Genomic DNA, 24,471 nt, shown 5'->3' with positions numbered 1-24,471 from the left:
ATTGAATAAGTTTCTTTATTGTGTTTTTATACCTAATTCCTCTAGTTGATCACTATCTACCACTGAAGGAGCATCTAGCATAATATCTCTTGCTGAATTGTTTTTTGGAAAAGCTATAAAATCTCTAATATTTTCCTTTCCACACATGACGCTGACCAATCTATCTAAACCGAAAGCTATACCTCCATGAGGTGGTACTCCGTATTTAAAAGACTCCATAAAAAAACCAAATTTTTCTCGAATCTGTTGGTCGGTTAATCCCAAACATTTGAATACCAAATCCTGAGTGTTCAAATCGTGTATCCTCACAGAGCCACCTCCTATTTCATTTCCATTTAAGACTAAATCATAAGAGTCGGCCTTAACATTAGAAGGATCTGATTCCAATAGAGAAATATCACCTTTTAAAGGCGATGTAAAGGGATGATGTATAGAATTATAACGAGATGCCTCTTGGTCCCACTCGAAAAGAGGAAAATTTAAAACCCACAGAGGAGCGAATTTATTTGGATCTCTCAAGTCTAATCTCTTGCCCATCTCTAATCTCAGCTCACCCAATGCCCTTATAGTTTGATTTTTCTCACCACACATGAGAAGTACTAAATCGCCAGGTTTCGCTTTTAGAATATCTAACCATCTGAGCATATCATCGGCAGAGAAAAATTTTCCCATAGAAGACTTTAAATCATCATCTTTATCTCTCTTCAACCAAAATAAACCACTAGCCCCTATCTGAGGACGCTTTACCCAATCAGTTAGCTCATCTATTTGTTTTCTACTGTAATGTCCACAATCTGGAACTACTATAGCTCCTATGAACTCTGCGCTGTCAAAAACTTCAAAGCCTCTATTTTTAACTATTTCTGTAAGATCTGATAATTTCATGTCGAAACGAATATCAGGTTTATCCGTGCCGTAAGAGTTAAATGCTTCCTCATAGTCCATGCGAGGAAAATCAGGCATATCTATACCCTTTAATTCTTTAAATAGATGCTTTACCATCCTCTCAAAGATATCCAAAATATCATCTCTGTGCACAAAAGACATCTCGCAATCTATCTGGGTAAACTCAGGCTGCCTATCAGCTCTTAAATCCTCATCTCTAAAACACCTTACTATTTGAAAATATTTATCCATTCCACCTATCATCAACAACTGTTTAAACGTCTGAGGAGATTGTGGCAAAGCGTAAAATTGACCTCTGTTTACACGTGATGGAACTATAAAATCTCTGGCCCCTTCAGGAGTAGACTTGATTAAAAAAGGAGTTTCTATCTCTAAGAACTTCTCTTTGGACAAAAAATTTCTAACCGATTGACTCAGCTCATGTCTGAAGATGATATTATTTTTTATGATATTTCTACGAATATCTAAATAGCGATATTTCATCCTAAGGCTTTCCCCACCGTCGGTATCATCTTCTATTGTGAAAGGAGGAAGGTCTGAACTGTTTAAAATTTCTAAATCGCTGACTAGTAATTCTACTTCACCAGTAGGAATATCTTTGTTTTTGCTCTCTCTTTCTATAACCTCACCCTCTACCTGAATTACGAATTCTCTAGATATCTCTTTTACTCTGTTAATCAATGATTCCTCTGTGCGTCGTTGATCGAATATCAATTGAGTTATGCCATATCTATCACGAATATCTACCCATATAAAAAAACCTTTGTCGCGAATTTTTTGGACCCAACCACTCAATTTTACCCTTTTACCCACATGAGATATATCCAAATCGCCACAAGTATGTGTTCTGTACATCTATTTATTTTTTTAAAAAGAAAAAACTATTTGAGAGGAACAAAAGTAACAAAGTTAAATACAGTTTTAACACTTAAAATTTAAGTTTGGAATAAAAAGACTTTAAAGAAAAAAAGTAAACTTTATTTAGAATAATAAGTGATAAAAAGTATAAATTTGCGCCCAGTTATATGGTCCATGGTGTAACTGGCAACACGTCTGGTTTTGGTCCAGAAGAGTCTAGGTTCGAGCCCTAGTGGACCAACTTTAATTTAAAGAGAATCTTTAAAAGGGTTCTCTTTATCTTTAAAAGATTTTCATCTCATCGGCCTTTACGTATCCTCGTCTATTATGGATATTTGTGAATTTTCCCTTCCAAACGGAATAAGGGTGGTACATCAAACTGTAAATAATCCCATTGCGCATTGCGGCATATCTATAAATACTGGAACCAGAGATGAAAATGAGCATCAATATGGCATGGCTCACTTTGTAGAGCATCTATTATTTAAAGGAACTAAAAAAAGAAAACCACATCACATTCTAAGTAGGATAGATGAAGTAGGTGGATATATAAACGCCTTTACTAGTAAGGAAGACACTTCTGTCCACGCCTCTTTTCTATGCGAATATTACAAAAGGGCTATAGAACTTTTGTTCGACATAGTCTTTAACTCTACCTTCCCAGAGATAGAAATAGAAAAAGAAAAAAAAATAGTAATAGACGAAATAAATTCCTATAAAGATTCTCCTTCAGAATTAATATTCGATGAGATAGAAGAGCTAGTATTCAAAGGATCCCTAATGGGAAATAATATACTAGGAGATGAAAAAAGCATAAAAAGTTTCGGCAGAGATCAAGTCATTTCATTCTTAGATGAGAAATACAATACCGATGAAATAGTATTTAGTTTTGTAGGAAATATCAGCCTGACAAAAATAGAACGAGAAATTAAAAAACACGCCCTATCGATAAAAACTAATACTAGAAAATCCCAACGGGAAAAAGTAGGAGAATACAAAGCTATCTACTTAGAAAAGGAGATGAACACACATCAATGTCACGCTGTAATAGCAAACAGATCTTTGGATTTAAACCACAAGGACATATATACAGTATCGCTGATAAACAATATACTTGGAGGACCTGCTATGAATTCACGTTTGAACCTAATCGTGAGAGAGAGATACGGACTAGCATACAATATAGAATCTTTTTGTTCTAGTTATTCCGACACAGGTATCTTAGGAATCTACGTAGGATCTGATAAAAAAAATATCTATAAAAGTTTAAACATCATAAAAAAAGAGCTGAAAAAGTTAAGCACAAAAAAGATAAGTTATACTCAACTTAAGAAATATAAAATCCAATTTATAGGACAGTTGACCATAGGACAAGAAAATAATGCTTCTCGTATGTTAGCCAATGCAAAATCTATATTGTCATGCCCAAGGATAGAGACCTTTTCGGAAATAAGAAAAAGAATAGAATCAATAGAAGAAAGTGATATAATAGAGGTTGCAAACCTCTTGTTTAGAGAGAAAGACTTAACTACACTTATATATAAATCACAATGAACGACATTTTAATAAATCAAAAAATAGAAGAATACATCATCAATCACAGTGATGACGAACCAGAATTATTGTATTCTCTTTATAGGGAAACATACCAAAAACACGTAAATCCAAGGATGTTATCTGGGCATTATCAAGGACGTATCCTCTCTATGATAAGCAAGATAATCAGGCCAGAAAAAATATTAGAAATAGGAACATTTACAGGATACTCATCACTTTGCTTGGCTGAAGGATTAAAAGAAACAGGACGTCTATACACCATAGACATAGATGAGGAACTAAAAGATATAATCTCTAAATATTTTAAATTATCTAAATACTCCAATCAACTAACGAATATCGTAGGAGATGCTATAGAGGAAATCCCTAAAATAAAAGAAAAATTCGACCTAGTATTCATAGATGCAGATAAAGAGAATTACTGCAATTATTTCAACATGGTTTTTCCTAAACTCAACAAAAATGGAATAATCCTAACAGATAACGTTCTATGGAGTGGTAAAGTTATAGAAGAACTAAATGACAAAGACTCAGATACAAAGGCAATTATAGAATACAACAAAATGATAAAAGAAAATCCTCTGGTAGAGGTAGTCGTACTACCCATAAGAGATGGACTGAGTTTAGTCAGGAAGATATAATACACGAAGAAGCTGTCTCAAAACCGAGGCAGCTTTTTTTCTGTTTAAAAGTGTAGTTTTTACCTGTTAGTTTATCTCACTAACTGATTGATAATCAAATAGTATGAATACAAATTTCAGGGACTACAACCAATGACAAAATGGCCTTTTCCCACCTAGTATCGAAGAATTGATTCCTGCAGATCATCCTGTGCGAGTTGTCAATGGCGTGATTGAACAGATGATACTCAAAGTGATGGTATATGCTTACATGGATAACACCTATTCTTCAAAAAAAATTAAGAAAGCAACGCGTGAAAACATCATTTATATGTGGCTTTCAGCTCAACAGGTAGTAGATCACAATACCATTGTTCGATTCCGTAGTAAAAAACTCAAGACCATTTTTAAAGATATTTTCAAACAAGTGGTCTTGTTATTAGCGGATGAAGGTTTGTTAACCCAGATTATTCATAGTCGTATGAATTTTTCGGATAGAATCTATCACTTTATCCAGTATTTATAAGCAGTCATTGATGAACTCAGAGTTATAAATGGTATATTTTTATTCCTCATTTTTGGGCTATATCTAAAGTGGTTATTTTTGGTTGAATCCCTTTAAAAATAGCACTTTATATTCAAATTGAAATACAAACCATGAATAATCCAGGTTAACACTCAAGGAAGTCTTTACAGATGGGACTAAGATTGAATCCATGGCAGAACGTTATATTTTTGTTTGGGGTAATGCGATTAAGACTCGTAAAGAGAAAATGTCCGAGCAGCTGGAAAATATGTGGCAGTATGCTCAGAGTATCGCAGATGAAGAAGATCTAGATTCTACCCCTCAAGACTTTAGCAAGAACAAATACTATCAACCTGAGTTCGATTAATAATTTGTTTAGTAAAAATGCTTGAAAGCCTTGTATTAACTAGGGTTAAAGAGACTCGGGTTTGTGATAAATTGAATGTTTTTGTGCAAAAAGTATCAAAATTTCATTAAATCGGTCTAAGTGTACAAAAGAATTCCAATAACTACACTAGCAACCTCTTAAATCCCAATAAATTTAAAAGATTCAAGTGATTTTATTAATCGAACTCAGGTTTTTAGAATTAAAACGTTGAATTTTAGAGCGTTAAATTACTCTAATTCCATTGTTTTTATTGACTATTTTACACCTAATTATTAATCGAACTCAGGTATAAAGGGATGAAAAAAGCAGAATTAGAATTAGAATTTGGATTACATGCTTTGGCACACAATCTTCGAAAAAAGGTATCATAAAAAGGAACTTCCTTTTAAAAGGAAAGTAAAATGTATCGCTACATACCAAAAATTAAAAACCCCCTCATTTCATTAATGAGACGGCTTCTGAAGTTGTTTTGAACTAAAAAAATGCACTATGAAAAAAATATTTTTATTACTCTCACTTTTATTTGTTTTTAGCACATCTATAAATGCCCAAGATGCCTTTAGTGGTAATATAGAACCAAAAACTAAAAGTATAGTCAAAGCTGATGTGGGTATATTGTTATTATCTGCAGCAGGTAGTTACTTTAACAAGGATGATGAGCTAATATTAGCTTTACCACTTAGTTATGAAAAGATGATAAATAATCATCTGTCTTTTGAAATTGGAATATCCACAGTTATTCGTATTATTTATGTTATTTATGACAAATTTATTCCTATTTCTACTACTTTTATTTTGGGACCAAGAGTTTCTTTGAGATATTATTTTTTTTCAATTACTTCTCCTGTTATAGGAGTTTATTCTGATCCTATAGGCTTTTATTTATCACCTTTTTTAGGAAATAATTTTATTATTGATAGTGAAAGGGTGGGGATCATAGATTTTAATGGAGGTTTAACAATGGGCTATCAGTGGATTACATCTGATACAGATATTTATTACGATGTCGAACTTGGAATTTTATTTGGAGGCGAATTTACTGGAAATGGCATTCGCCCATATATTGGGGCAGCAGTTTCATTGTTTTCTATAGGTTATCTTTTTTAGGTAATTTAGGTTTAAGGCTGATAGTGGGGGGGTGAGTACTTGCGCTCATGAGGCTATTTTTATTAGAAATTTGACATTTCTTACAAAGGAAACATTAACTAAATGGGAATATTCTAGCAATATTACACTCGTAATAATGAAATAAATCTTAACCTAGAAATCTGACTATAAGCGCTTTATCTTATTCAAAAGCTATTTATTTTAAAAGAGTTTAAATGGGGAATTTAATTATCGCAATGAAATTTTATTATATTGACCCGATCAATTCATAAGAGAGCTTCTCTCTTTGAAGTTGTTCTGAACTAAAAAAATGCACTATGAAAAAAAACTTTTTATTACTCTCACTTTTATTTGTTTTTAGCACATCTATAAATGCCCAAGATAACCCTAATAGCAATATAGAACCAAAAACTAACAGCATAGTCAAGGCTGATGTGGGTATGTTGTTATTGTCTCCACCACATAGTTACTTTAAGAATAAGAATAACAAGCACAATAACAATAACAAGGATGAGGAGATAACATTAGCTTTTCCATTTAGTTATGAAAAGATAATAAATAATCATCTGTCTTTTGAAATTGGAATATCAACATTTATTCATATTAATTATAATGGATCTTTTCCTCCTCCTACTACTACTACTTTTACTTTGGAACCAAGAGTTGCTTTGAGATATTATTTTTTTTCAATTACTTCTCCTGTTATAGGAGTTTATTCTGATCCTGATCCTATAGGCCTTTATTTATCACCTTTTTTAGGATATAATTATAGTATTAATAGTGAATGGGTGCGTGGCGTACAACGTTTTAATGGAGGTTTAACAATGGGCTATCAGTGGATTATATCTGATACAGATATTTATTGCGATGTCGCACTTGGAATGTTATTTGGAGCGGTATTTACTGAATATGACATTCAGCCATATTTTGACTCAGCAGGTTCATTGTTTTCCATAGGTTATCGTTTTTAAGTAATGTATAAATCAAATATTTAGTTTTTTATAAATAAAATATCCTATTAATCTCTCAATTAGATCATAAAACTGACTTTCAGTATAGAAATGTTAAATTAAAAAAACGCATTATGAAAAAAATCTTTTTGATATTCACTCTCTTATTTATTTTCAATTCATCAATAAAGGCTAAAGATGCCCTTAGTGGTAATATAGAGCCAAAAGCTAATAATATAGTGAAGGTTAACGTAGGTGGTGTATTACTTTATGCAATCCAGGGTTTGATGAACTTAAAACCGGATTTAACTTTACCGATTAGTTATGAAAGAGTCATAACTAATAAATTATCTTTCGAGATTGGAATAACATCGACTATTATTGATGGGGATGGGAATGACAATGAGATTAATTATTTTTCCAATTTTGGAGCAGATGTTGCTTTGAGATATTATTTTTATTCAGATAGTGCTCCTATAGGTTTTTATTTATCTCCTTCTTTAGTGTATGGTGGTGAAGGTAATGTATTAGGCCCAGAGTTGCTAATTGGATATCAACACATCATGGGTAATACTAGTATTTTTTTTGACATTGCATTGGGGGCTGGATATGAAGTTTATTCTGAACAACGTTCTTGGTGGCCAACAGCTTTATTGTCTATGGGCTATCCTTTTTAGGGGAATTATAATTCACGAAACTAAATTAGCAGTTTATATAAACAGAATACTAACCTGAGTTTGATTAACATATTAGTCGAATTCAGGTTATAAATTTAGGATTAATGTTTTTTATTGAGTTAAATTTGTGCGCACTACCTAAAATAAAAATAATTGAGTAATATGAAAAAGGATCTTAAAATTTTTGAATTAATAGAAAAGGAAAAGAACAGACAGATTAAAGGTTTAGAGCTGATTGCTTCGGAGAACTTTGTCAGTGATGAGGTCATGAGAGCTTCGGGTTCTATACTTACCAATAAATATGCTGAAGGATTTCCCAATAGGCGCTATTATGGCGGATGTGGTGTTATAGACGAAATAGAACAGTTAGCCATAGATAGAGCTAAAACTTTATTCAATGCAGAATACGCAAATGTTCAGCCTCATTCAGGCTCTCAAGGTAATGCGGCTATATATTTTTCTTGTTTAAATCCTGGAGATAAGATTTTGGGTTTTAATCTTTCTCACGGGGGTCATTTAACACATGGTTCTCCAGTAAATTTTTCTGGGAAAATATACAACGCTTCTTTTTATGGCTTGGAGAAAGAAACGGGGAGATTAAATTACGATGATATACAATCCATGGCTATAAAGGAAAAACCCAAGATGATTATAGCTGGGGCTTCTTCTTATTCTAGGGATATTGATTTCAAAAAATTCAGGGAAATAGCCGATAGTGTAGGAGCTCTTTTATTAGCAGATATATCACATCCTGCTGGATTTATAGCTAGAGGTATTCTAAACGATCCTATTCCTCATTGTCATTTTGTTATGACTACTACCCATAAGACTTTGAGAGGTCCTAGAGGAGGGATCATCATTATGGGGAAAGATTTCGATAATACATTAGGTATAAAAAACCTTAAGGGCGGAGGCTTGAAGAAGATGTCATCAATTATAGATTCAGCTGTTTTCCCGGGTTGTCAGGGAGGTCCGTTAGAGCACACTATAGCAGCTAAGGCCGTGGCTTTTGAAGAGGCTATGTCTGATGATTATTTCGACTACATATTACAGGTGAAAAAAAACGCGGAAGTATTGGCAGAAGAGCTAGTTAAAAAAGGTTATGATATAATTTCTGGAGGAACTGATAATCACTGTATACTCATAGATTTAAGATCTAAAAATATTACTGGTAAGGAGGCTGAGGATTGCCTATGTAAAGCAGATATTACTGTAAATAAAAATATGGTTCCTTTTGATACGGAGTCTCCTTTTATAACGTCGGGCATTAGAATAGGTACTTCTGCTATAACTACTAGGGGCTTAAATGCAGCAGATATGCCTATGATTGCCGATCTAATAGATAGAGTTATAATAGATAATGATGACGAGGATATGATAGAGGGAGTCAAGGCAGATGTGAATAAATTCATGGAGGATAGACCTCTTTTTGCTACTCAAAAAATATAGGGGAGATAGCCTAAGTAGTATATTTTTTTTTCTTTGAAAATATGAATAAAATCATTAGATTGCTCTGATTAGGGGAAGTGATTTTATATTGCTTTATTTTTTTTGTTGTAGGTGGTAGAAAAATTGATCATGGCAAATGATTTACAAATAGAGAAGAGAAATATACTGCGTAGCTATAGGTCTTTATTAAAAAATCCTTATCAAAAGTTGAGCGATGGTGATATAAGAGACATAAGGAAATCTTTTGATTTTGCTTTAGAGGTTCACAAAGATCAACGTAGGAAGTCTGGGGAGCCTTATATATATCATCCAATTGCTGTAGCGAAGATCGTAACCGAGGAGATAGGTTTAGGAAAAGTATCTATAATTTCTGCTCTGCTTCACGATGTGGTGGAGGATTCTAGTTATACATTGCATGATATAGAGGAGCATTTCAGTCCAACAGTAGCTAAAATAGTAAAAGGCCTCACAAAGATTACAGAGGTAAAAAACAGCAATTCTTCTCAGCAAGTTGAGAACTTTAGAAATATGTTGTTGACTCTCTCCGATGATGTTAGAGTAATACTTATAAAGTTAGCAGATAGGTTGCACAATATGCGGACTTTAGATTCCATGTCTCGCAATAAGCAAATAGAAAAAGCATCAGAGACTTTGTTTATCTATGCTCCTTTGGCTCATAGATTGGGTTTGTATAATATAAAATCTGAATTAGAGGATTTAGGTTTGAAATATACTGATCCACACTCTTACAATAGCATTCAGTTGAGGATAAAAGAATCAGAGTCAAAACAGAAAGAGTATATAAGAAAAATTTCAGAAATAGTAAGTGAAGAGTTAAATAGGCACAGTATTAAATTCGAAATAAAAGGCAGGCCTAAATCCATATATTCCATAAACAAAAAGATAAAAGAAAAGGATATAGATATAGATCAGATATATGACATCTTTGCCATACGTATTATTTTCGAATCTAATATAGAAGATGAAAAATTTAATGCTTGGAAAATATATTCTATAGTAACAGATAAGTTTAAACCTAAACCTTCGCGTCTAAGAGATTGGCTCTCTACTCCAAAAGCCACTGGTTATGAAGCTTTACACACCACGGTGATGGGCTTGGATGGCAAGTGGGTAGAAATTCAGATTAGGTCTCAGCGTATGGATGAGATTGCAGAGAGGGGATATGCTGCTCACTACAAATACAAAAATGCCAATACCAAGGATAATTTTGACACTTGGATTTTGAAGCTCAAAGATATGTTGCAAGATCTAGATGTGGATTCTGCAGAATTTGTAGGAGATTTCACATCTAATTTGCATCAAGAGGAGGTGTATGTATTTACTCCAAATGGAGATTTAAAGTCATTACCGTTAGGGGCTTCTGCTCTTGATTTTGCTTTTGAAATTCATGCAGAGATAGGTCTTACATGTCTTGGAGCTAAGATCAATGGTCGTCTATTTCCTCTTTCTCATAAGTTGAAAAATGGAGATCAGATAGAAATAGTGACTTCTAAAAATCAAAAGCCAAAGGCTGATTGGTTAAATTTTGTTATCACTGGCAAGGCAAAATCAAATATAAAAGCATCTCTTAGAGAAGATAATAGAAAGATAGTCAAGGAGGGCAGGGAGATTTTGACCCAAAAATTGAGTGTGTTAGGAACTGATTTTGATGAAAAAACTACTAACAGTTTAGTTTCATTTTTCAAAGAGAAAAAAATTTCTGATGTGTTCTATAAAGTTGGTGTTGGTGCCATTAGGAGTACTAATATAAAGAGGTTTGTAGAAAGCAGGAAGGGCATAATAAGGAATATTAGAAGTAGGTTAAAGAGAAAATACGATTCACTGAGGCAGAAGAGAGCTTTGCTCCTTAAGGACAAGGAGCAAAAGTATAAGACTATAGTTTTTGGTTCAAATGAGCAAGAGTTAGAGTATAAATTATCTGTCTGTTGTAATCCAGTTTATGGAGATAATATATTTGGGTTTACCTCTATCAATGATAATATTGTAAAAATTCACAGAGAAGATTGTCCTAATTCTGTCAATATGATATCCAACTACGGCCATAGGGTTATTAGGGCAAGGTGGGTAGATTTTGCAAACGATACTAGTTTTTTGTCTTCAATTAAAATAAAAGCGGTGGATAACAATGGCTTATTAAGTGGGGTAACTAACATTTTATCTACAGAAATGAATATAGTCATAAAGAGTCTCAATGGATTTGAGAAATCAGGTGTTTTCGAAGCTAATCTATCTGTTATGGTTCATAGCCTTGGGCAGTTGGAAGATTTATTAGGTAGATTAAAAAAAATAGAGGGAGTTTATTCTATCAAGAGAGTGTAGCTTTGCGATCTATTTTATCTAGTATGGTGTTTTGTAATTTTTTTATGTAATTTTCTTATGTTAAATGATGATTTAGGGTTTATTAAAAGGGATGAGTCAAATCAGGGGAGATTAAAAGTTATTATAGGTATTTTATCAATTTTATTATTTTCTGCAATTGGATTTGCTCTATACGAGTGGAATGACAGTGTTGAGGTGCAGAGGTTTTTAAATGAACAAAAGAAAGATTTAGAAAGAGAGTTAAGTGATATTGCAGATAGTTATCAAGTCGTTTTATCTGATAAGGATAGTCTAAATACTCTTCTTCACTCCGAGCGAGACAGCGTATTGAAATTAGTCAATTCTGTAAAGAAAATGAAAGCTACTATAACTTCTTTAAAGAGGTATAAATTTCAAGTAGAAGTTTTAAGGAGAGAAAAAAAGGAGTTGTTTAGGCTTGCAGATTCTTTGGACAGAGCAAATGAAGTTTTGATTGCACAGAGGGATAATGCCGAAAAAAAATTAAAAGAGGAAATAGATAAGGGTGAAGTGTTAAAAAATGAAAATAAAAAATTAAAAAATAATGTAGAGATAGCTAAAACTCTAGAGGCTAGAAGTATAAAAAGCGAGGCTATTATAGTTAATGAGAGTGGAGCATTGGAATCTACTGATTATGCTTTTAGGGCTGATAAGGTAAGGGTTTGTTTTACATTATCTAAGAATAATATAATTTCCAAAGGATACAAAAACATATATGTCGTAGTCAACACTCCTGATGATAAACTATTAGGTGTGTCTGTACATGGTAACAGAGAATTTAAAGATGTCTATGGCGATCAGAGAGCTTATAGTGCTACTAAAAAAGTGTATTACGACAATGAAAATTTAGATGTCTGTGTATATGTAGATTCAACTAAAGGGGATATTATTTCAGGAACTTATTTGGTGGGTATGTTTGTAGAGGGGAAATTTATAGGTGAGGAGACAATGGAGTTAAAGTGATGTTAGTTTTGTCTACTAAAAAAATACCTGCGCAATACAAGAGAATTTTTAAGAGTGGAATAGAGTTTAAGGAGTATTCTTTTATCAGCATAAAGTATACACCTCCAGTTCTAGAGGAGGTTAAAAACAGTAATATTATATTCACTAGCAAGAATTCGGTAAGGTCTATTGAGAGTCAGATATGTAAGTGGCGTAAAAATAGTTTCTATTGCGTTGGGGAGCAAACTTTTGATTATTTACAGGTTTTAGGTATAAGTGAGGCATTTTCTTTTTTTAATGTAAGTGATTTAGCTGATTTTCTAGTTCAGAAAAAAATAGACGACATTTTATTTTTTAGAGGGGATATTAGCTTAGATGTTTTGAGTACTAGAATTGGGAATTCTAGTGTTAAATACAGAGAGATCGTAGTTTACAAAACGGTGTTAAATCCAATAGAGGTCGATGAGAAAAGAGTTTCCATAATTATGTTTTTTAGTCCTTCGGCCGTGAGGAGTTTTTTTTATAAAAACAGATTGTGTTCCAAGACAAAATGTCTTTGTATAGGTCTTACTACGGCTATGGAGCTGAGAAAATACTCTGACAATTGTTTTTATACACCTAAAACCCCAAGTGTTAAGGGTGTGATAGAACTATTAAAAGCAGAAATTAAAAATGATAAAAAATGATATTCTTTTAAGGGCTTTAAGGGGTGAAGAGCTATCTAGGCCTCCTGTTTGGATAATGAGGCAGGCTGGCAGGTATTTGCCAGATTTTAGAGCGATAAGGGCTAAGTATTCATTTTTCGAATGTTGTCAAAGGCCTGAATTAGTTTCAGAGATAACCATTATGCCAGTAAAGCAGATAGGGGTAGATGCTGCTATATTGTTTTCTGATATACTGGTCGTTCCCAAGGCTATGGGCATAGATATAGAGATGAAAGAGGGCATAGGTCCTTATATTCAAAATCCAATAAGGTCTGAGAGTGATTTAAAAAGAATCTTTTTAGATGGTGTCATTGAAAATTTATCTTACGTATTTAAGGCTGTTGGGCTCACAAAGAGAGAGTTGAATGGACAAGTCCCTTTGATAGGTTTTGCAGGATCCCCTTGGACTATACTTTGTTATATAACACAAGGTCAGGGCAGTAAGGTCTTTGACAAGACAAAAGAGTTGTGTTATAGGGAGGCCTCTTTTGTTCATAGATTACTTCAATTGATTACAGATGTCACTATAGAGTATCTCAAAGAGAAGATTAGGTCTGGTTGTGATGTAATTCAAATTTTTGATAGTTGGGGGGGTATATTATCTCCTTATGACTATGATAATTTTTCATGGAAATATATTCAGCAAATAATAGATGCTATTAAGCCTATGACAAAAATTGTGGTGTTTGCCAAGGGATGTTGGTATGCTTTGGAAAAGATGAGTGAGTCAGGAGTCGATGCTTTAGGCATAGATTGGACTATATCTCCAAAATACGCGAGATCTGTTACTAATGGGCGCATTACCCTTCAAGGTAATTTAGATCCTAGTTGTCTTTTTTATCGGGCTTCTGAGATAGATAAGGTAACTAATGAGATGATAGATAATTTTGGCAGCACAAAGTACATAGTCAATTTGGGTCATGGAATACTGCCAAATATACCATTAGATAATGTAAAGACATTTGTAGAATCAGTAAAAAAATATAGTAGAGAACAATAGATAAAAAGTTATACTTTTGGGCATTGTATTTTGTTGATACAAGCAGTGTTTTATAAGTAAAAAAAAATTGTAAAGTTAAAGTTAAAGTTAAAATCATGTCAGATATTGCATTAAAAGTAAGAACAATTATAGTAGAGAAGTTGGGTGTTGATGAAAATGAGATAACTCCAGAGGCTCAGTTTTCTACTGATTTAGGAGCAGATTCTTTAGATACTGTAGAGCTTATAATGGCGTTTGAAAAGGAATTTGATATCAGTATCCCTGATGATAAGGCTGAAAACATTACTACTGTAGCTCAGGCTATAGAGCATATAGAAAAAGAGCTGGCTAACAAGTAATTTTATATCTATTTCTATGCAGTTAAAACGAGTTGTAGTTACGGGAATGGGTAGTTTGACTCCTATAGGAAATACTGTAGATGAGTATTGGGAGTCTTTGTTGAAAGGGGTAAGTGGAGCAGCTCCTATCACTTATTTTGATGCGTCTAATTACAAGACTAAGTTTGCTTGCGAGTTAAAGAATTTTTCTGTGTCTGATCATATTAGTAGAAGGGATATCAATAAAATGGATCTCAATACTCAGTATGCTATGGTATCTGCTCATGAGGCTTTTTTAGATTCTGGCATAGATTCTTGCAAAGAAGTTAATAAGGATCGTGTGGGGGTTATTTGGGGATCTGGAATAGGAGGATTGAAAACCGTCGAGGAGGTGTTGTTGGATTTTTATGAAGGAGGCGGTGAGATGCCGCGTTTTTCTCCTTTTTTTATACCAAAGATGATAGCGGATATTACTGCTGGTCACATATCTGTTAGATATGGGTTTAGGGGGCCTAATTATGCTACTGTGTCTGCTTGTTCTTCATCGGCTCACGCTTTGATAGATTCTTTTAATACAATTCGTCTGGGTAAAGCTGATATTATTTTTGCTGGAGGTTCGGAGGCTACTATTACTAGATCTGGTATAGGTGGATTTAATTCTATCAATGCTCTCTCTGTTAGAAATGACGATCCTTCTACGGCATCTCGTCCTTTTGATAAGGATAGGGATGGCTTTGTTATGGGCGAGGGGTCAGGCACGATGGTATTAGAAGAATATGAACATGCTAAAAATAGGGGGGCGAAAATATATGCTGAATTTATAGGTGGAGCTATGTCGGCAGATGCTCATCATATTACTGCTCCTCATCCAGAGGGTTTGGGGGCTAAAAATGTTATGATTGAGTGTATAAAAGATTCGGGTTTGTCCAAGGAGGATATAGATATGGTTAATATGCATGGCACTTCTACTCCTTTGGGAGATATGGCTGAAGTAAAGGCGGTTAAAGATGTGTTTGGCGATCATGTCTATAATATTAATATTAATTCTACAAAGTCTATGACTGGGCATCTTCTTGGAGCTACTGGAGTGGTTGAAGCTATATCTTGTGTTTTAAGTATTAGGGGATCTTTTGTGCCGCCTACTATAAATCATTTTACTGATGATGATTGTATAGATAGCAGGTTGAATTTTACTTTTAATAAATCCCAGAAAAGGGATGTAAATGTAGCTATGAGTAACACATTTGGATTTGGAGGGCACAATGCTTGTGTGATGTTAAAAAAGATATAAAATTTTTTTAGTTTTATTACAAAACTATAATTACATTTGCAGCCTTGGAGCTATTATTAATTTTAGAAGTTAAGCCGATGTAGCTCAGTTGGCCAGAGCAGCTGATTTGTAATCAGCGGGTCGTGGGTTCGAATCCCTCCATCGGCTCTTTGTTTTTTTTGGGGAGATACTCAAGCGGTCAACGAGAGCAGACTGTAAATCTGTTGGCTTCGCCTTCGTAGGTTCGAATCCTGCTCTCCCCACATAAAATAGGCGGGAATAGCTCAGTTGGTAGAGCATCAGCCTTCCAAGCTGAGGGTCGCGAGTTCGAGTCTCGTTTCCCGCTCTAAAATTTTAGAGGCCGGTGTAGCTCAGGGGTAGAGCGCTTCCTTGGTAAGGAAGAGGTCACGGGTTCAACTCCCGTCATTGGCTCGGTATTTTTTGTTGGTATTTGTAACTTAGTTGGTAGTTAGTAATTTTTTTAAAAGTAAAAAGTAGACATGGCAAAGGAAAATTTTAATCGTTCTAAGCCGCATTTGAATATCGGAACGATAGGTCACGTGGATCATGGTAAAACCACTTTGACAGCTGGTATTACAAAGGTTTTGGCTGGTAAAGGGTTGGCAGAAGGTAGAGATTTTGAAACTATCGATAATGCTCCAGAGGAAAAGAAAAGAGGTATTACGATAAACACTTCTCATGTTGAGTATCAGACTGAAAACAGACATTATGCTCATGTGGATTGTCCTGGTCATGCCGATTACGTTAAAAACATGGTTACTGGTGCGGCTCAGATGGACGGTGCTATATTGGTTGTAGCAGCGACAGATGGTCCTATGCCTCAAACTAGGGAACATATTCTTTTAGCTCGTCAGGTTGGGGTTCCTCGTATTGTTGTTTTCATGAATAAATCAGATATGGTTGATGATGAGGAATTGCTTGAGCTAGTTGAGATGGAGATAAGGGATTTGCTTTCTTTCTATGAATACGATGGCGATAACTCTCCAATAATAAGAGGGTCTGCTTTAGGAGCTCTCAATGGAGAGGAAAACTGGGTTGCTAAAGTGGAAGAATTGATGGAATCTGTAGATAGTTGGATAGAATTGCCTCAGAGAGATATAGATAAGCCTTTCCTAATGCCTGTAGAGGATGTATTTTCTATTACTGGTAGGGGAACGGTAGCTACTGGAAGTATAGAAACTGGAGTAGCCTTAACTGGTAATACAGTTGATATTATTGGTATGGGGGCGGAAAAGTTAACTTCTACTATCACTGGTGTGGAGATGTTTAGGAAAATATTAGATAGGGGTGAGGCTGGTGATAATGTTGGATTGTTGTTGAGAGGGATCGAAAAAGATCAGATAAAAAGAGGTATGGTTATATGTAAGCCTGGTTCTATAACTCCACATACAAAATTCAAGGCAGAGGTTTATATACTGAAAAAAGAAGAGGGTGGTCGTCATACTCCATTTCATAACAAGTACAGGCCTCAGTTTTATTTGAGAACTACTGATGTTACTGGTGAGATACAACTTCCTGAAGGTGTTGATATGGTTATGCCTGGTGATAACTTAACTATTACAGTTGAGCTGATAAATGCAGTAGCTTCAAGTGTTGGATTGCGTTTTGCGATTCGTGAAGGAGGTAGAACTGTAGGTGCAGGTCAGATAACTGAGATTATTGAGTAGGTTATAGAACTTTGTTTTAGTTTATGGTAATATTGTTCTGGCTGCTTTGTTAAAAATTTTGGTTTAAATTTTGATGTTTGTTTAATGGAGGTTTTGATTTGAACCTATAAAATTTGGAGGCCATAGCGCTAGACTACGGGAATAGCTCAGTTGGTAGAGCACTGGTCTCCAAAACCAGGTGTCGGGAGTTCGAGTCTCTCTTCCCGTGCGGCAAGAGGTTGGATAAGTTAAGACAAAATAATTAACTATTATGTTTGTAAATAGATTTGTGGATTATATCAAGGAGTCGTATGTCGAGTTAAAATTTAAGACTTCTTGGCCTACTTTAGAGGATTTACAGGTAAACGTCATTGTAGTTGCTGTTTCATCTATCCTTTTTTCCATAATGATATTTTTAATAGATAAGGTGTTTAACAGTTTGATATCCAATTTTTTTAGTTTACTGTGATCTATGGACAGAGATAAGTGGCATGTCATACGCGTCGTAAGCGGTAAGGAGAAAAAAATAAAATCTCATATAGAGAATGAAGTCTCTGTGTTGGGGCTCAGTGAGTCTTTGTATCAGATTTTGGTTCCTACTGAAAAAGTTTATCAAATAAAAAACGGGAAAAAAATTAGTAAGGATAAAATTCACTTTCCAGGATATGTGATGATAAATGCGGATTTGAGTGGAGAGCTTCCTCATATTATAAAGTCTACTCCTAACGTGGTTGGTTTTTTGGGCGAAAGGAAAGGAGGCGATCCTATCCCTATGCGTAAGCATGAGGTGAGTAGGATGTTGGGTGATATAGATAAGTTCTCAGAATCTGATGAGAGTGTTAGTATACCTTATATGGTTGGGGAGTCTGTTAAGGTCATAGATGGAGTTTTTAGCGGGTTTATTGGGGAAGTTGAGGTTATTAATGAGGAGAAGAGAAGGTTAGAGGTTATGGTCAAGATTTTTGGTAGAAAGACGCCTTTGGAGCTAAACTATATGCAAGTAGAGAAAATATAGTTTTAGTTCGATATGGTTTATTAAAATTAGTGGGGATTGGGCTTGAAAACAAGATTAAAAAATGGCAAAGGAAGTTAAAAATATAATAAAATTACAAATAAAGGGAGGTGCAGCTAATCCTTCTCCGCCTGTTGGGCCTGCTTTGGGTGCTAAAGGGGTTAATATTATGGAGTTTTGTAAGCAATTTAATGCTAGAACTCAAGATAAACCTGGTAAAGTTGTTCCAGTAACTATATTTGTTTACAGTGATAAATCTTTTGATTTTGTCATAAGAACGACTCCAGCTGCAATACAGCTTTTAGAGATAGGTAATTTCAAAAAAGGTTCTTCAGAACCTAATAAATCTAAAGTAGGTGCTGTAAATTGGGATCAAATAAAGTCTATAGCAGAAGACAAGATGTCAGATCTAAATGCTTTCACTTTAGAGTCGGCTATGAGTATAATCGCGGGCACAGCTAGATCTATGGGGATTAATATAGAGGGAAATAAACCTTTTTGAACATTGAATAAATCAATATGGCAAAATTAACAAAAAAACTAAAATTAGCTATTGCAGACGTAGATTTGACTAAAGGTTATTCTATTAGAGAGGCTAGTGAAATAGTAAAGAAAATAACTTATGTGAATTTTGATTCTTCTGTAGATCTATCAGTTCGTTTAGGTGTTGATCCTCGTAAGGCTGATCAGATGGTAAGAGGTGTTGTAGCTTTACCACATGGTACAGGTAAGGATGTTAAAGTATTGGCTTTAGTGACTCCTGATAAAGTTCAGGAAGCAAAAGACTCAAATGCTGATTTTGTAGGTTTAGATGAATATCTTCAGAAGATAAAGGGCGGTTGGACTGATGTAAACGTTATAGTTACTATGCCTAGTATCATGGGTAAGTTAGGGCCTTTAGGTAGGATATTAGGGCCTAGGGGATTGATGCCCAACCCTAAGACAGGCACTGTGACTATGGATATAGGTAAAGCCGTTGAAGATATCAAATCTGGTAAGATAAATTTCAAGGTTGATAGATATGGTATAGTAAACGCTTCTATAGGTAAGGTTTCTTTTGAGCCAAAGAAGATAGAAGAGAACATAATGGAATTATTGGAGACTTTAAACAGATTAAAGCCTGTGTCTTTGAAAGGAACCTATGTTAAGTCTGTTCATCTTTCTAGCACTATGAGTTCTAGTATTAGAATAGAGAATAATTAAGTTAACCTTTAAAGTTCTGAGAATATAAAATGAGAAGAGAAAAAAAAGAAGAGCTTGTAAATGATTTGATAGATAAAATTGATTCGGCTAACAACATATATTTAGCCGATATATCTGGATTGAATGCTAAGAGCAATAGCAGTTTGAGGAGGGATTGCTTTAAGGAGAACGTCAAATTATTAATGGTTAAAAATACCTTGATAAAAAAGGCTATGGACGCTTCTACAAAAGACTTAGAAGGCGTTTATATTTCCTTGAAAGGCAGTACTTCTGTTATGTTGTCTGAGGTTGGAAACACTCCTGCTAAACTAATAAAGAAAAATAGAGCAAAGGGCAGTAAGTTGCCGCTTTTAAAAGCAGCTTATATAGAGGGAGATACTTATATAGGCGATGATAAATTAGAGTCTTTAATAAGTATAAAATCTAGAGAAGAGATTATTTCTGGAATTGTGGGTCTACTTCAGTCTCCTGCTAAGAATGTTATTTCTTCTTTACAGTCTGGAGGTCAAAAGTTATCAGGGGTTATTAAAAGTCTATCTGATAGATAAATTTAGATTAGAAGAATTGTTACGCACTAAAAAAAGTATATATTAAAAAAGCAAAAATTAAGTAGATAAAATGGCAGATTTAAAAAAATTAGCAGAAGAATTAGTAAGTATTTCTGTTAAAGAGGCTAACGAGTTAGCTAAAATTTTAAAAGAAGAATACGGTATAGAGCCTGCTGCAGCTGCAGTGGCTGTGGCAGCTGGTCCATCTTCAGGAGGAGGGGAAGCTCAAGACGATGAAAAAACATCTTTTGATGTTATCTTAAAAGATGGAGGTGCTTCTAAATTAAAAGTTGTAAAAGTTGTAAAAGAGCTTACAGGTTTGGGACTTAAAGAAGCAAAAGCTATTGTAGATGGAGCTCCTGAAGTTGTAAAAGAGGGTGTTTCAAAAGATGAAAGTCAGGCTCTTAAATCTCAATTAGAAGAAGCGGGAGCTACAGTAGAGATTAAGTAGGGGGTACTACTTTTTTACTTTTAAGATGTTTGAAAATGAAATAATGAAATGTTATTTCATTTTCGATCTTTTTTTGCTATATAATAGTTTTTAATTTTTTAATATTCCATTCCATTGTCATTAGCAGACCACTCAGATAGAAGAATAAATTTTGCTTCAATAAAAGATATAAAGGATACAGTAGACTTCTTAGATATACAAACCAAATCATTTGAGGATTTCTTTCAGTTAGAGACTAAGTTTGAAGATAGGGTAAATGAAGGTTTATTTAAAACTTTTAATGAAAATTTCCCTATTACTGATACTAGGAATCAATTTGTTCTAGAGTTTGTGGATTACTTTGTAGACTCTCCAAGGTATTCTGTCGATGAGTGTATAAGTAGAGGACTGACCTTTAACGTGCCTTTAAAGGCTAGGTTAAAACTATATTGTACTGATCCGGAACACGAAGAGTTTAAGACAGTAGTTCAGGATGTCTTTTTGGGTAATATCCCGTATATGACCAAGAGTGGTACTTTTATAATAAATGGTGCGGAAAGGGTTGTGGTTTCACAATTACATCGTTCTCCTGGAGTCTTTTTTGGTCAGTCTTTTCACGCTAATGGAACTAAATTGTATTCTGTTAGAATAATACCTTTCAAGGGGTCATGGATAGAGTTTGCTACTGACATAAATAATGTTATGTATGCATACATAGACAGGAAGAAGAAATTACCCATGACCACTTTATTGAGAGCTATAGGTTACGAGAACGACAGGGATATATTGGAATTATTTGATATGACCGAGGAGGTTAAAGTATCTAAAGCTGGACTCAAGAGAGTGTTGGGGAGGGTCTTAAACGCGCGTGTGTTAAAGACATGGCGTGAAGATTTTGTAGATGAAGATACTGCTGAGGTGGTTTCAATAGACAGGAATGATATAATCATAGATAGGGGTGTAATCTTAGAGAAGGAGCATATACAGCAGATTTTAGATAGTGGTGTAAAATCTATTTTTATCAATAAGGAGGATGGCTCAGATGGCGATTACGCTATAATAAACAATACTCTTGAGAAAGATACTACAAACTCTGAGAAAGAGGCTGTAGAGTACGTTTACCGTCAATTGAGAAATACTGAACCGCCAGATGAGGAAACGGCAAAAGGAATTATAGATAAGTTATTTTTCTCTGAAACTAGGTATAGTCTTGGAGAGGTTGGTAGGTATAGAATAAATAAAAAGCTGTCTAGGGATGTAGATTTAGACATGCAAGTCTTGACTAAAGATGATATTATAGACATTGTAAAGCATTTGATACAACTCATTAACTCTAAAGCTGATGTAGATGATATCGATCACCTTTCAAATCGTCGTGTCAGAACCGTTGGAGAGCAATTAGCTAATAGATTTAGTGTAGGTCTTGCTCGTATGGCTAGGATGATGAGAGATAGAATGAATGTTCGTGATAATGAGGTCTTTACACCTGTAGATTTGATAAATGCTAAGACATTATCTTCTGTTATAAACAGTTTTTTCGGAACTAGTCAACTATCTCAATTTATGGATCAGACTAATCCATTATCTGAGATTACTCATAAGAGGAGGTTATCTGCTTTGGGGCCTGGAGGACTTTCTAGAGAGAGAGCGGGCTTTGAAGTTAGAGACGTACACTATACACATTACGGTAGGTTGTGTCCTATAGAAACTCCTGAAGGGCCTAATATTGGACTTATATCTTCTCTGTGTGTATACGCTAAAGTAAACAGATTAGGATTCATAGAGACTCCTTATAGAAAAGTTAATAATTCCATTGTAGATTTAGATTCTGAACCTATTTATTTAACGGCTGAAGATGAGGAAGACGCTGTTATAGCTCAAGCTAATGCTAAGATAAACGAGGCGGGCGAATTTATTAAAGATAAAGTTAAATCTAGGCAGGAGGGAGATCTACCTATTATAGAGCCACATAAGGTAAACTATATGGATATTGCTCCTAATCAGATTGCCTCTATATCTGCTTCGTTGATACCTTTTTTAGAGCACGATGATGCCAACAGAGCTTTGATGGGATCTAATATGATGCGTCAGTCAGTGCCTCTGTTAAATCCCGAAGTTCCTATTGTGGGAACTGGATTGGAAAGTAAGGTAGCTAAAGATTCTAGAGTGTTGATCAATGCAGAGGGCAGTGGGGAGGTGCTAGATGTAGATTCTCAACACATCTATATAAGGTATGAGAGGTCAGACTACGATAGGTTAATAAGTTTTGACGAGGATGTTAAGAGGTATGATTTAGTCAAATTTAGAAGGACTAATCAGAGTACTGTTATAAACCTAAGGCCGATTGTTAAAAAAGGACAAAAAGTAGTTAAGGGACAGGTCTTATGTGAGGGTTTTGCTACTAAGCAGGGTGATTTAGCTCTAGGGCGTAATTTAAAGGTTGCTTTTATGCCTTGGAAGGGGTATAATTTTGAAGATGCCATAGTTATAAGTGAGCGTGTCGTTAGGGAGGATATCTTCACATCTATACATATAGATGAATATTCATTAGAATCTAGAGAGACTAAATTAGGCCCTGAGGAGTTCACTTCAGATATCCCTAATGTCAGTGAGGATTCTACTAAAGATTTAGATGAAAATGGAATAATCAGGATAGGTGCTAAGATTGGTCCTGGTGATATTTTAATAGGTAAGGTTACGCCTAAGGGTGAAAGTGAGCCTACTCCAGAGGAAAAATTATTGAGAGCTATTTTTGGTGATAAAGCTGGTGATTGGAAGAATGTTTCACTAAAAGCTCCTTCGTCTCTTAACGGTATAATTGTCAATACTAAATTATTTTCTAAGAGCATCAAGAATAAAGATGTAAGAGCTAAAGATAAGATAGCTTTAAAGAAAGCTGAAGACGAGTATTTGGAAGAAGTAAACAAGTACAGAGAGATTTTAATAGCTAAGATTTACTCTTTAGTATCTGGCAAGAAATCTAAGGGGGTATTTTCAGATTCGGGAGAGGAGATAATAGCTAAAGACGTAAAGTACACTTTAAAAGTTTTGAGTTCTGTAGAGGTAGATTTTGATACCTTAATTGGAGGGAAGTGGGTTTCGAGTAGTGAGATTAATGAAACTATTTCTAAGATTTTAAATAGTTTCAAAATAAAAGTAGGTTACATCAGAGCCAAGTACAAGCGTCAGAATTTATCCATTATGATAGGTGATGAATTACCTATTGGTATACTGAATTTAGCTAAGGTTTATGTAGCTAAGAAGCGTAAGCTAAAAGTGGGGGATAAGATGGCGGGTCGCCACGGTAATAAAGGTATAGTATCGAAAATAGTTCGTGAAGAGGATATGCCATTTTTGGAAGATGGAACTCCAGTGGATATAGTATTAAATCCTTTAGGTGTACCCTCTCGTATGAATTTAGGGCAAATTTATGAAACGGTATTGGGTTGGGCAGGAATGGAATTGGGCAAGAAATTTGCGACTCCTATATTTGATGGAGCTTCTTTGGAAGAGATAACAAAGTACACAAGGGAGGCAGGGATTCCAGATTTTGGCCATACTTATCTGTATGATGGAGGAACAGGAGAGAGGTTTGATCAGCCAGCTACTGTGGGTGTTATATATATGTTGAAATTAGGACATATGGTAGATGACAAGATGCACGCTCGTTCTACTGGACCATATTCTTTGATTACTCAACAGCCTTTGGGAGGTAAGGCCTTATTTGGTGGACAGAGGCTAGGAGAGATGGAGGTATGGGCATTAGAGGGATTTGGAGCTTCTAATATTTTAAGAGAGATGCTGACTGTTAAATCAGATGATATAACAGGTAGGGCTAAGACTTATGAGGCTATAGTTAAGGGGGAAGAATTACCTGAGCCAGGTATACCTGAATCTTTCAATGTATTATTACACGAGTTGAAAGGCTTAGGTCTTAAAATGTCTTTCGAGAATACAAAAAAAAATAAAGTTTAATTAAACT

The 24,471-nt window shown here is 34.7% G+C and carries 23 protein-coding genes and 6 tRNA genes; 28 read left to right on the top strand and 1 reads right to left on the bottom strand.

Annotated elements, in window-relative coordinates:
• Positions 1 to 15: 15 nt before the first annotated feature.
• Positions 16 to 1,761 (bottom strand): aspartate--tRNA ligase, encoded by a 1,746-nt coding sequence (aspS, locus tag JBKA6_RS00695; protein ID WP_096684784.1) that lies wholly within the window; start codon positions 1,759 to 1,761, stop codon positions 16 to 18.
• Positions 1,762 to 1,932: 171 nt separating this feature from the next.
• Between aspS and JBKA6_RS00690 the strand changes: the two genes are divergently transcribed.
• The 28 genes from JBKA6_RS00690 to rpoB all read left to right on the top strand — a co-directional run bounded on the left by JBKA6_RS00690 (position 1,933) and on the right by rpoB (position 24,464).
• A tRNA-Gln gene (locus JBKA6_RS00690) sits at positions 1,933 to 2,005 on the top strand.
• A gap of 86 nt (positions 2,006 to 2,091) precedes the next feature.
• On the top strand, positions 2,092 to 3,318 hold the full coding sequence (locus JBKA6_RS00685) for a M16 family metallopeptidase (protein ID WP_096684782.1): 1,227 nt from the start codon (positions 2,092 to 2,094) through the stop codon (positions 3,316 to 3,318).
• Positions 3,315 to 3,962: an O-methyltransferase gene (locus JBKA6_RS00680; protein ID WP_096684779.1), complete on the top strand. Its 648-nt coding sequence runs from the start codon at positions 3,315 to 3,317 to the stop codon at positions 3,960 to 3,962. The genes JBKA6_RS00685 and JBKA6_RS00680 overlap by 4 nt, the downstream gene beginning before the upstream one ends.
• Positions 3,963 to 4,182: 220 nt before the next feature.
• Positions 4,183 to 4,467, top strand: a complete 285-nt coding sequence (locus JBKA6_RS00675) for a transposase (protein ID WP_157776850.1) — start codon at positions 4,183 to 4,185, stop codon at positions 4,465 to 4,467.
• Between the two features lie 190 nt (positions 4,468 to 4,657).
• On the top strand, positions 4,658 to 4,834 hold the full coding sequence (locus JBKA6_RS07420) for a hypothetical protein (RefSeq protein WP_197703105.1): 177 nt from the start codon (positions 4,658 to 4,660) through the stop codon (positions 4,832 to 4,834).
• 510 nt (positions 4,835 to 5,344) lie between these two features.
• Positions 5,345 to 5,962, top strand: a complete 618-nt coding sequence (locus JBKA6_RS00670) for a hypothetical protein (RefSeq protein WP_096684775.1) — start codon at positions 5,345 to 5,347, stop codon at positions 5,960 to 5,962.
• A gap of 317 nt (positions 5,963 to 6,279) precedes the next feature.
• Positions 6,280 to 6,933: a hypothetical protein gene (locus JBKA6_RS00665; protein WP_096684771.1), complete on the top strand. Its 654-nt coding sequence runs from the start codon at positions 6,280 to 6,282 to the stop codon at positions 6,931 to 6,933.
• A 113-nt stretch (positions 6,934 to 7,046) separates the two neighbouring features.
• The gene (locus JBKA6_RS00660; protein ID WP_096684768.1) at positions 7,047 to 7,589 is read left to right on the top strand and encodes a hypothetical protein; all 543 of its coding nucleotides are present in this window, start codon (positions 7,047 to 7,049) and stop codon (positions 7,587 to 7,589) included.
• Between the two features lie 162 nt (positions 7,590 to 7,751).
• Positions 7,752 to 9,038: a serine hydroxymethyltransferase gene (locus JBKA6_RS00655; RefSeq protein ID WP_096684765.1), complete on the top strand. Its 1,287-nt coding sequence runs from the start codon at positions 7,752 to 7,754 to the stop codon at positions 9,036 to 9,038.
• Positions 9,039 to 9,167: 129 nt separating this feature from the next.
• Positions 9,168 to 11,378, top strand: a complete 2,211-nt coding sequence (locus JBKA6_RS00650; RefSeq protein WP_172843087.1) for a RelA/SpoT family protein — start codon at positions 9,168 to 9,170, stop codon at positions 11,376 to 11,378.
• A gap of 57 nt (positions 11,379 to 11,435) precedes the next feature.
• Positions 11,436 to 12,359, top strand: a complete 924-nt coding sequence (locus JBKA6_RS00645; RefSeq protein WP_096684762.1) for a hypothetical protein — start codon at positions 11,436 to 11,438, stop codon at positions 12,357 to 12,359.
• Positions 12,359 to 13,024: a uroporphyrinogen-III synthase gene (locus tag JBKA6_RS00640; RefSeq protein ID WP_096684759.1), complete on the top strand. Its 666-nt coding sequence runs from the start codon at positions 12,359 to 12,361 to the stop codon at positions 13,022 to 13,024. Before JBKA6_RS00645 ends, JBKA6_RS00640 begins: the two co-directional genes overlap by 1 nt.
• On the top strand, positions 13,011 to 14,042 hold the full coding sequence (gene hemE, locus JBKA6_RS00635; protein ID WP_096684756.1) for a uroporphyrinogen decarboxylase: 1,032 nt from the start codon (positions 13,011 to 13,013) through the stop codon (positions 14,040 to 14,042). The genes JBKA6_RS00640 and hemE overlap by 14 nt, the downstream gene beginning before the upstream one ends.
• 95 nt (positions 14,043 to 14,137) lie before the next feature.
• A complete protein-coding gene (locus JBKA6_RS00630) occupies positions 14,138 to 14,380 on the top strand; it encodes an acyl carrier protein (RefSeq protein ID WP_096684753.1) in 243 nt (80 codons plus the stop codon).
• A 16-nt stretch (positions 14,381 to 14,396) separates the two neighbouring features.
• Entirely contained in the window at positions 14,397 to 15,650 is a 1,254-nt protein-coding gene (gene fabF, locus JBKA6_RS00625; RefSeq protein ID WP_096684751.1) for a beta-ketoacyl-ACP synthase II, read from the top strand.
• 73 nt (positions 15,651 to 15,723) lie between these two features.
• A tRNA-Thr gene (locus tag JBKA6_RS00620) sits at positions 15,724 to 15,797 on the top strand.
• A gap of 13 nt (positions 15,798 to 15,810) precedes the next feature.
• A tRNA-Tyr gene (locus JBKA6_RS00615) sits at positions 15,811 to 15,892 on the top strand.
• 10 nt (positions 15,893 to 15,902) lie between these two features.
• Positions 15,903 to 15,975 (top strand) — tRNA-Gly (locus JBKA6_RS00610).
• A 14-nt stretch (positions 15,976 to 15,989) separates the two neighbouring features.
• Positions 15,990 to 16,061: transfer RNA gene (locus tag JBKA6_RS00605), tRNA-Thr, on the top strand.
• A 68-nt stretch (positions 16,062 to 16,129) separates the two neighbouring features.
• Entirely contained in the window at positions 16,130 to 17,317 is a 1,188-nt protein-coding gene (gene tuf, locus JBKA6_RS00600; protein WP_096684748.1) for an elongation factor Tu, read from the top strand.
• Positions 17,318 to 17,452: 135 nt separating this feature from the next.
• A tRNA-Trp gene (locus tag JBKA6_RS00595) sits at positions 17,453 to 17,525 on the top strand.
• A gap of 42 nt (positions 17,526 to 17,567) precedes the next feature.
• Positions 17,568 to 17,765 (top strand): preprotein translocase subunit SecE, encoded by a 198-nt coding sequence (secE, locus tag JBKA6_RS00590; protein ID WP_096684746.1) that lies wholly within the window; start codon positions 17,568 to 17,570, stop codon positions 17,763 to 17,765.
• A 3-nt stretch (positions 17,766 to 17,768) separates the two neighbouring features.
• Positions 17,769 to 18,311, top strand: a complete 543-nt coding sequence (gene nusG, locus JBKA6_RS00585) for a transcription termination/antitermination protein NusG (protein ID WP_096684743.1) — start codon at positions 17,769 to 17,771, stop codon at positions 18,309 to 18,311.
• 61 nt (positions 18,312 to 18,372) lie between these two features.
• Entirely contained in the window at positions 18,373 to 18,810 is a 438-nt protein-coding gene (gene rplK, locus JBKA6_RS00580) for a 50S ribosomal protein L11 (RefSeq protein WP_096684741.1), read from the top strand.
• Between the two features lie 17 nt (positions 18,811 to 18,827).
• Positions 18,828 to 19,511, top strand: coding sequence for a 50S ribosomal protein L1 (gene rplA / locus JBKA6_RS00575; protein ID WP_096684738.1), 684 nt, complete (start codon positions 18,828 to 18,830; stop codon positions 19,509 to 19,511).
• Between the two features lie 29 nt (positions 19,512 to 19,540).
• On the top strand, positions 19,541 to 20,059 hold the full coding sequence (gene rplJ, locus JBKA6_RS00570) for a 50S ribosomal protein L10 (protein ID WP_096684736.1): 519 nt from the start codon (positions 19,541 to 19,543) through the stop codon (positions 20,057 to 20,059).
• A gap of 70 nt (positions 20,060 to 20,129) precedes the next feature.
• Complete coding sequence (rplL, locus tag JBKA6_RS00565; protein ID WP_096684734.1) at positions 20,130 to 20,510, top strand: 50S ribosomal protein L7/L12; 381 nt, start codon at positions 20,130 to 20,132, stop codon at positions 20,508 to 20,510.
• A gap of 108 nt (positions 20,511 to 20,618) precedes the next feature.
• On the top strand, positions 20,619 to 24,464 hold the full coding sequence (rpoB, locus tag JBKA6_RS00560) for a DNA-directed RNA polymerase subunit beta (protein WP_096684732.1): 3,846 nt from the start codon (positions 20,619 to 20,621) through the stop codon (positions 24,462 to 24,464).
• The last annotated feature ends 7 nt before the right edge of the window (positions 24,465 to 24,471 follow it).

Source organism: Ichthyobacterium seriolicida, from assembly GCF_002369955.1.
Classification (GTDB): Bacteria; Bacteroidota; Bacteroidia; order Flavobacteriales; family Ichthyobacteriaceae; genus Ichthyobacterium; species Ichthyobacterium seriolicida.
The sequence above is the reverse complement of the archived record's forward strand: the minus strand, read 5'-3'. Positions and strand labels throughout refer to the sequence as shown.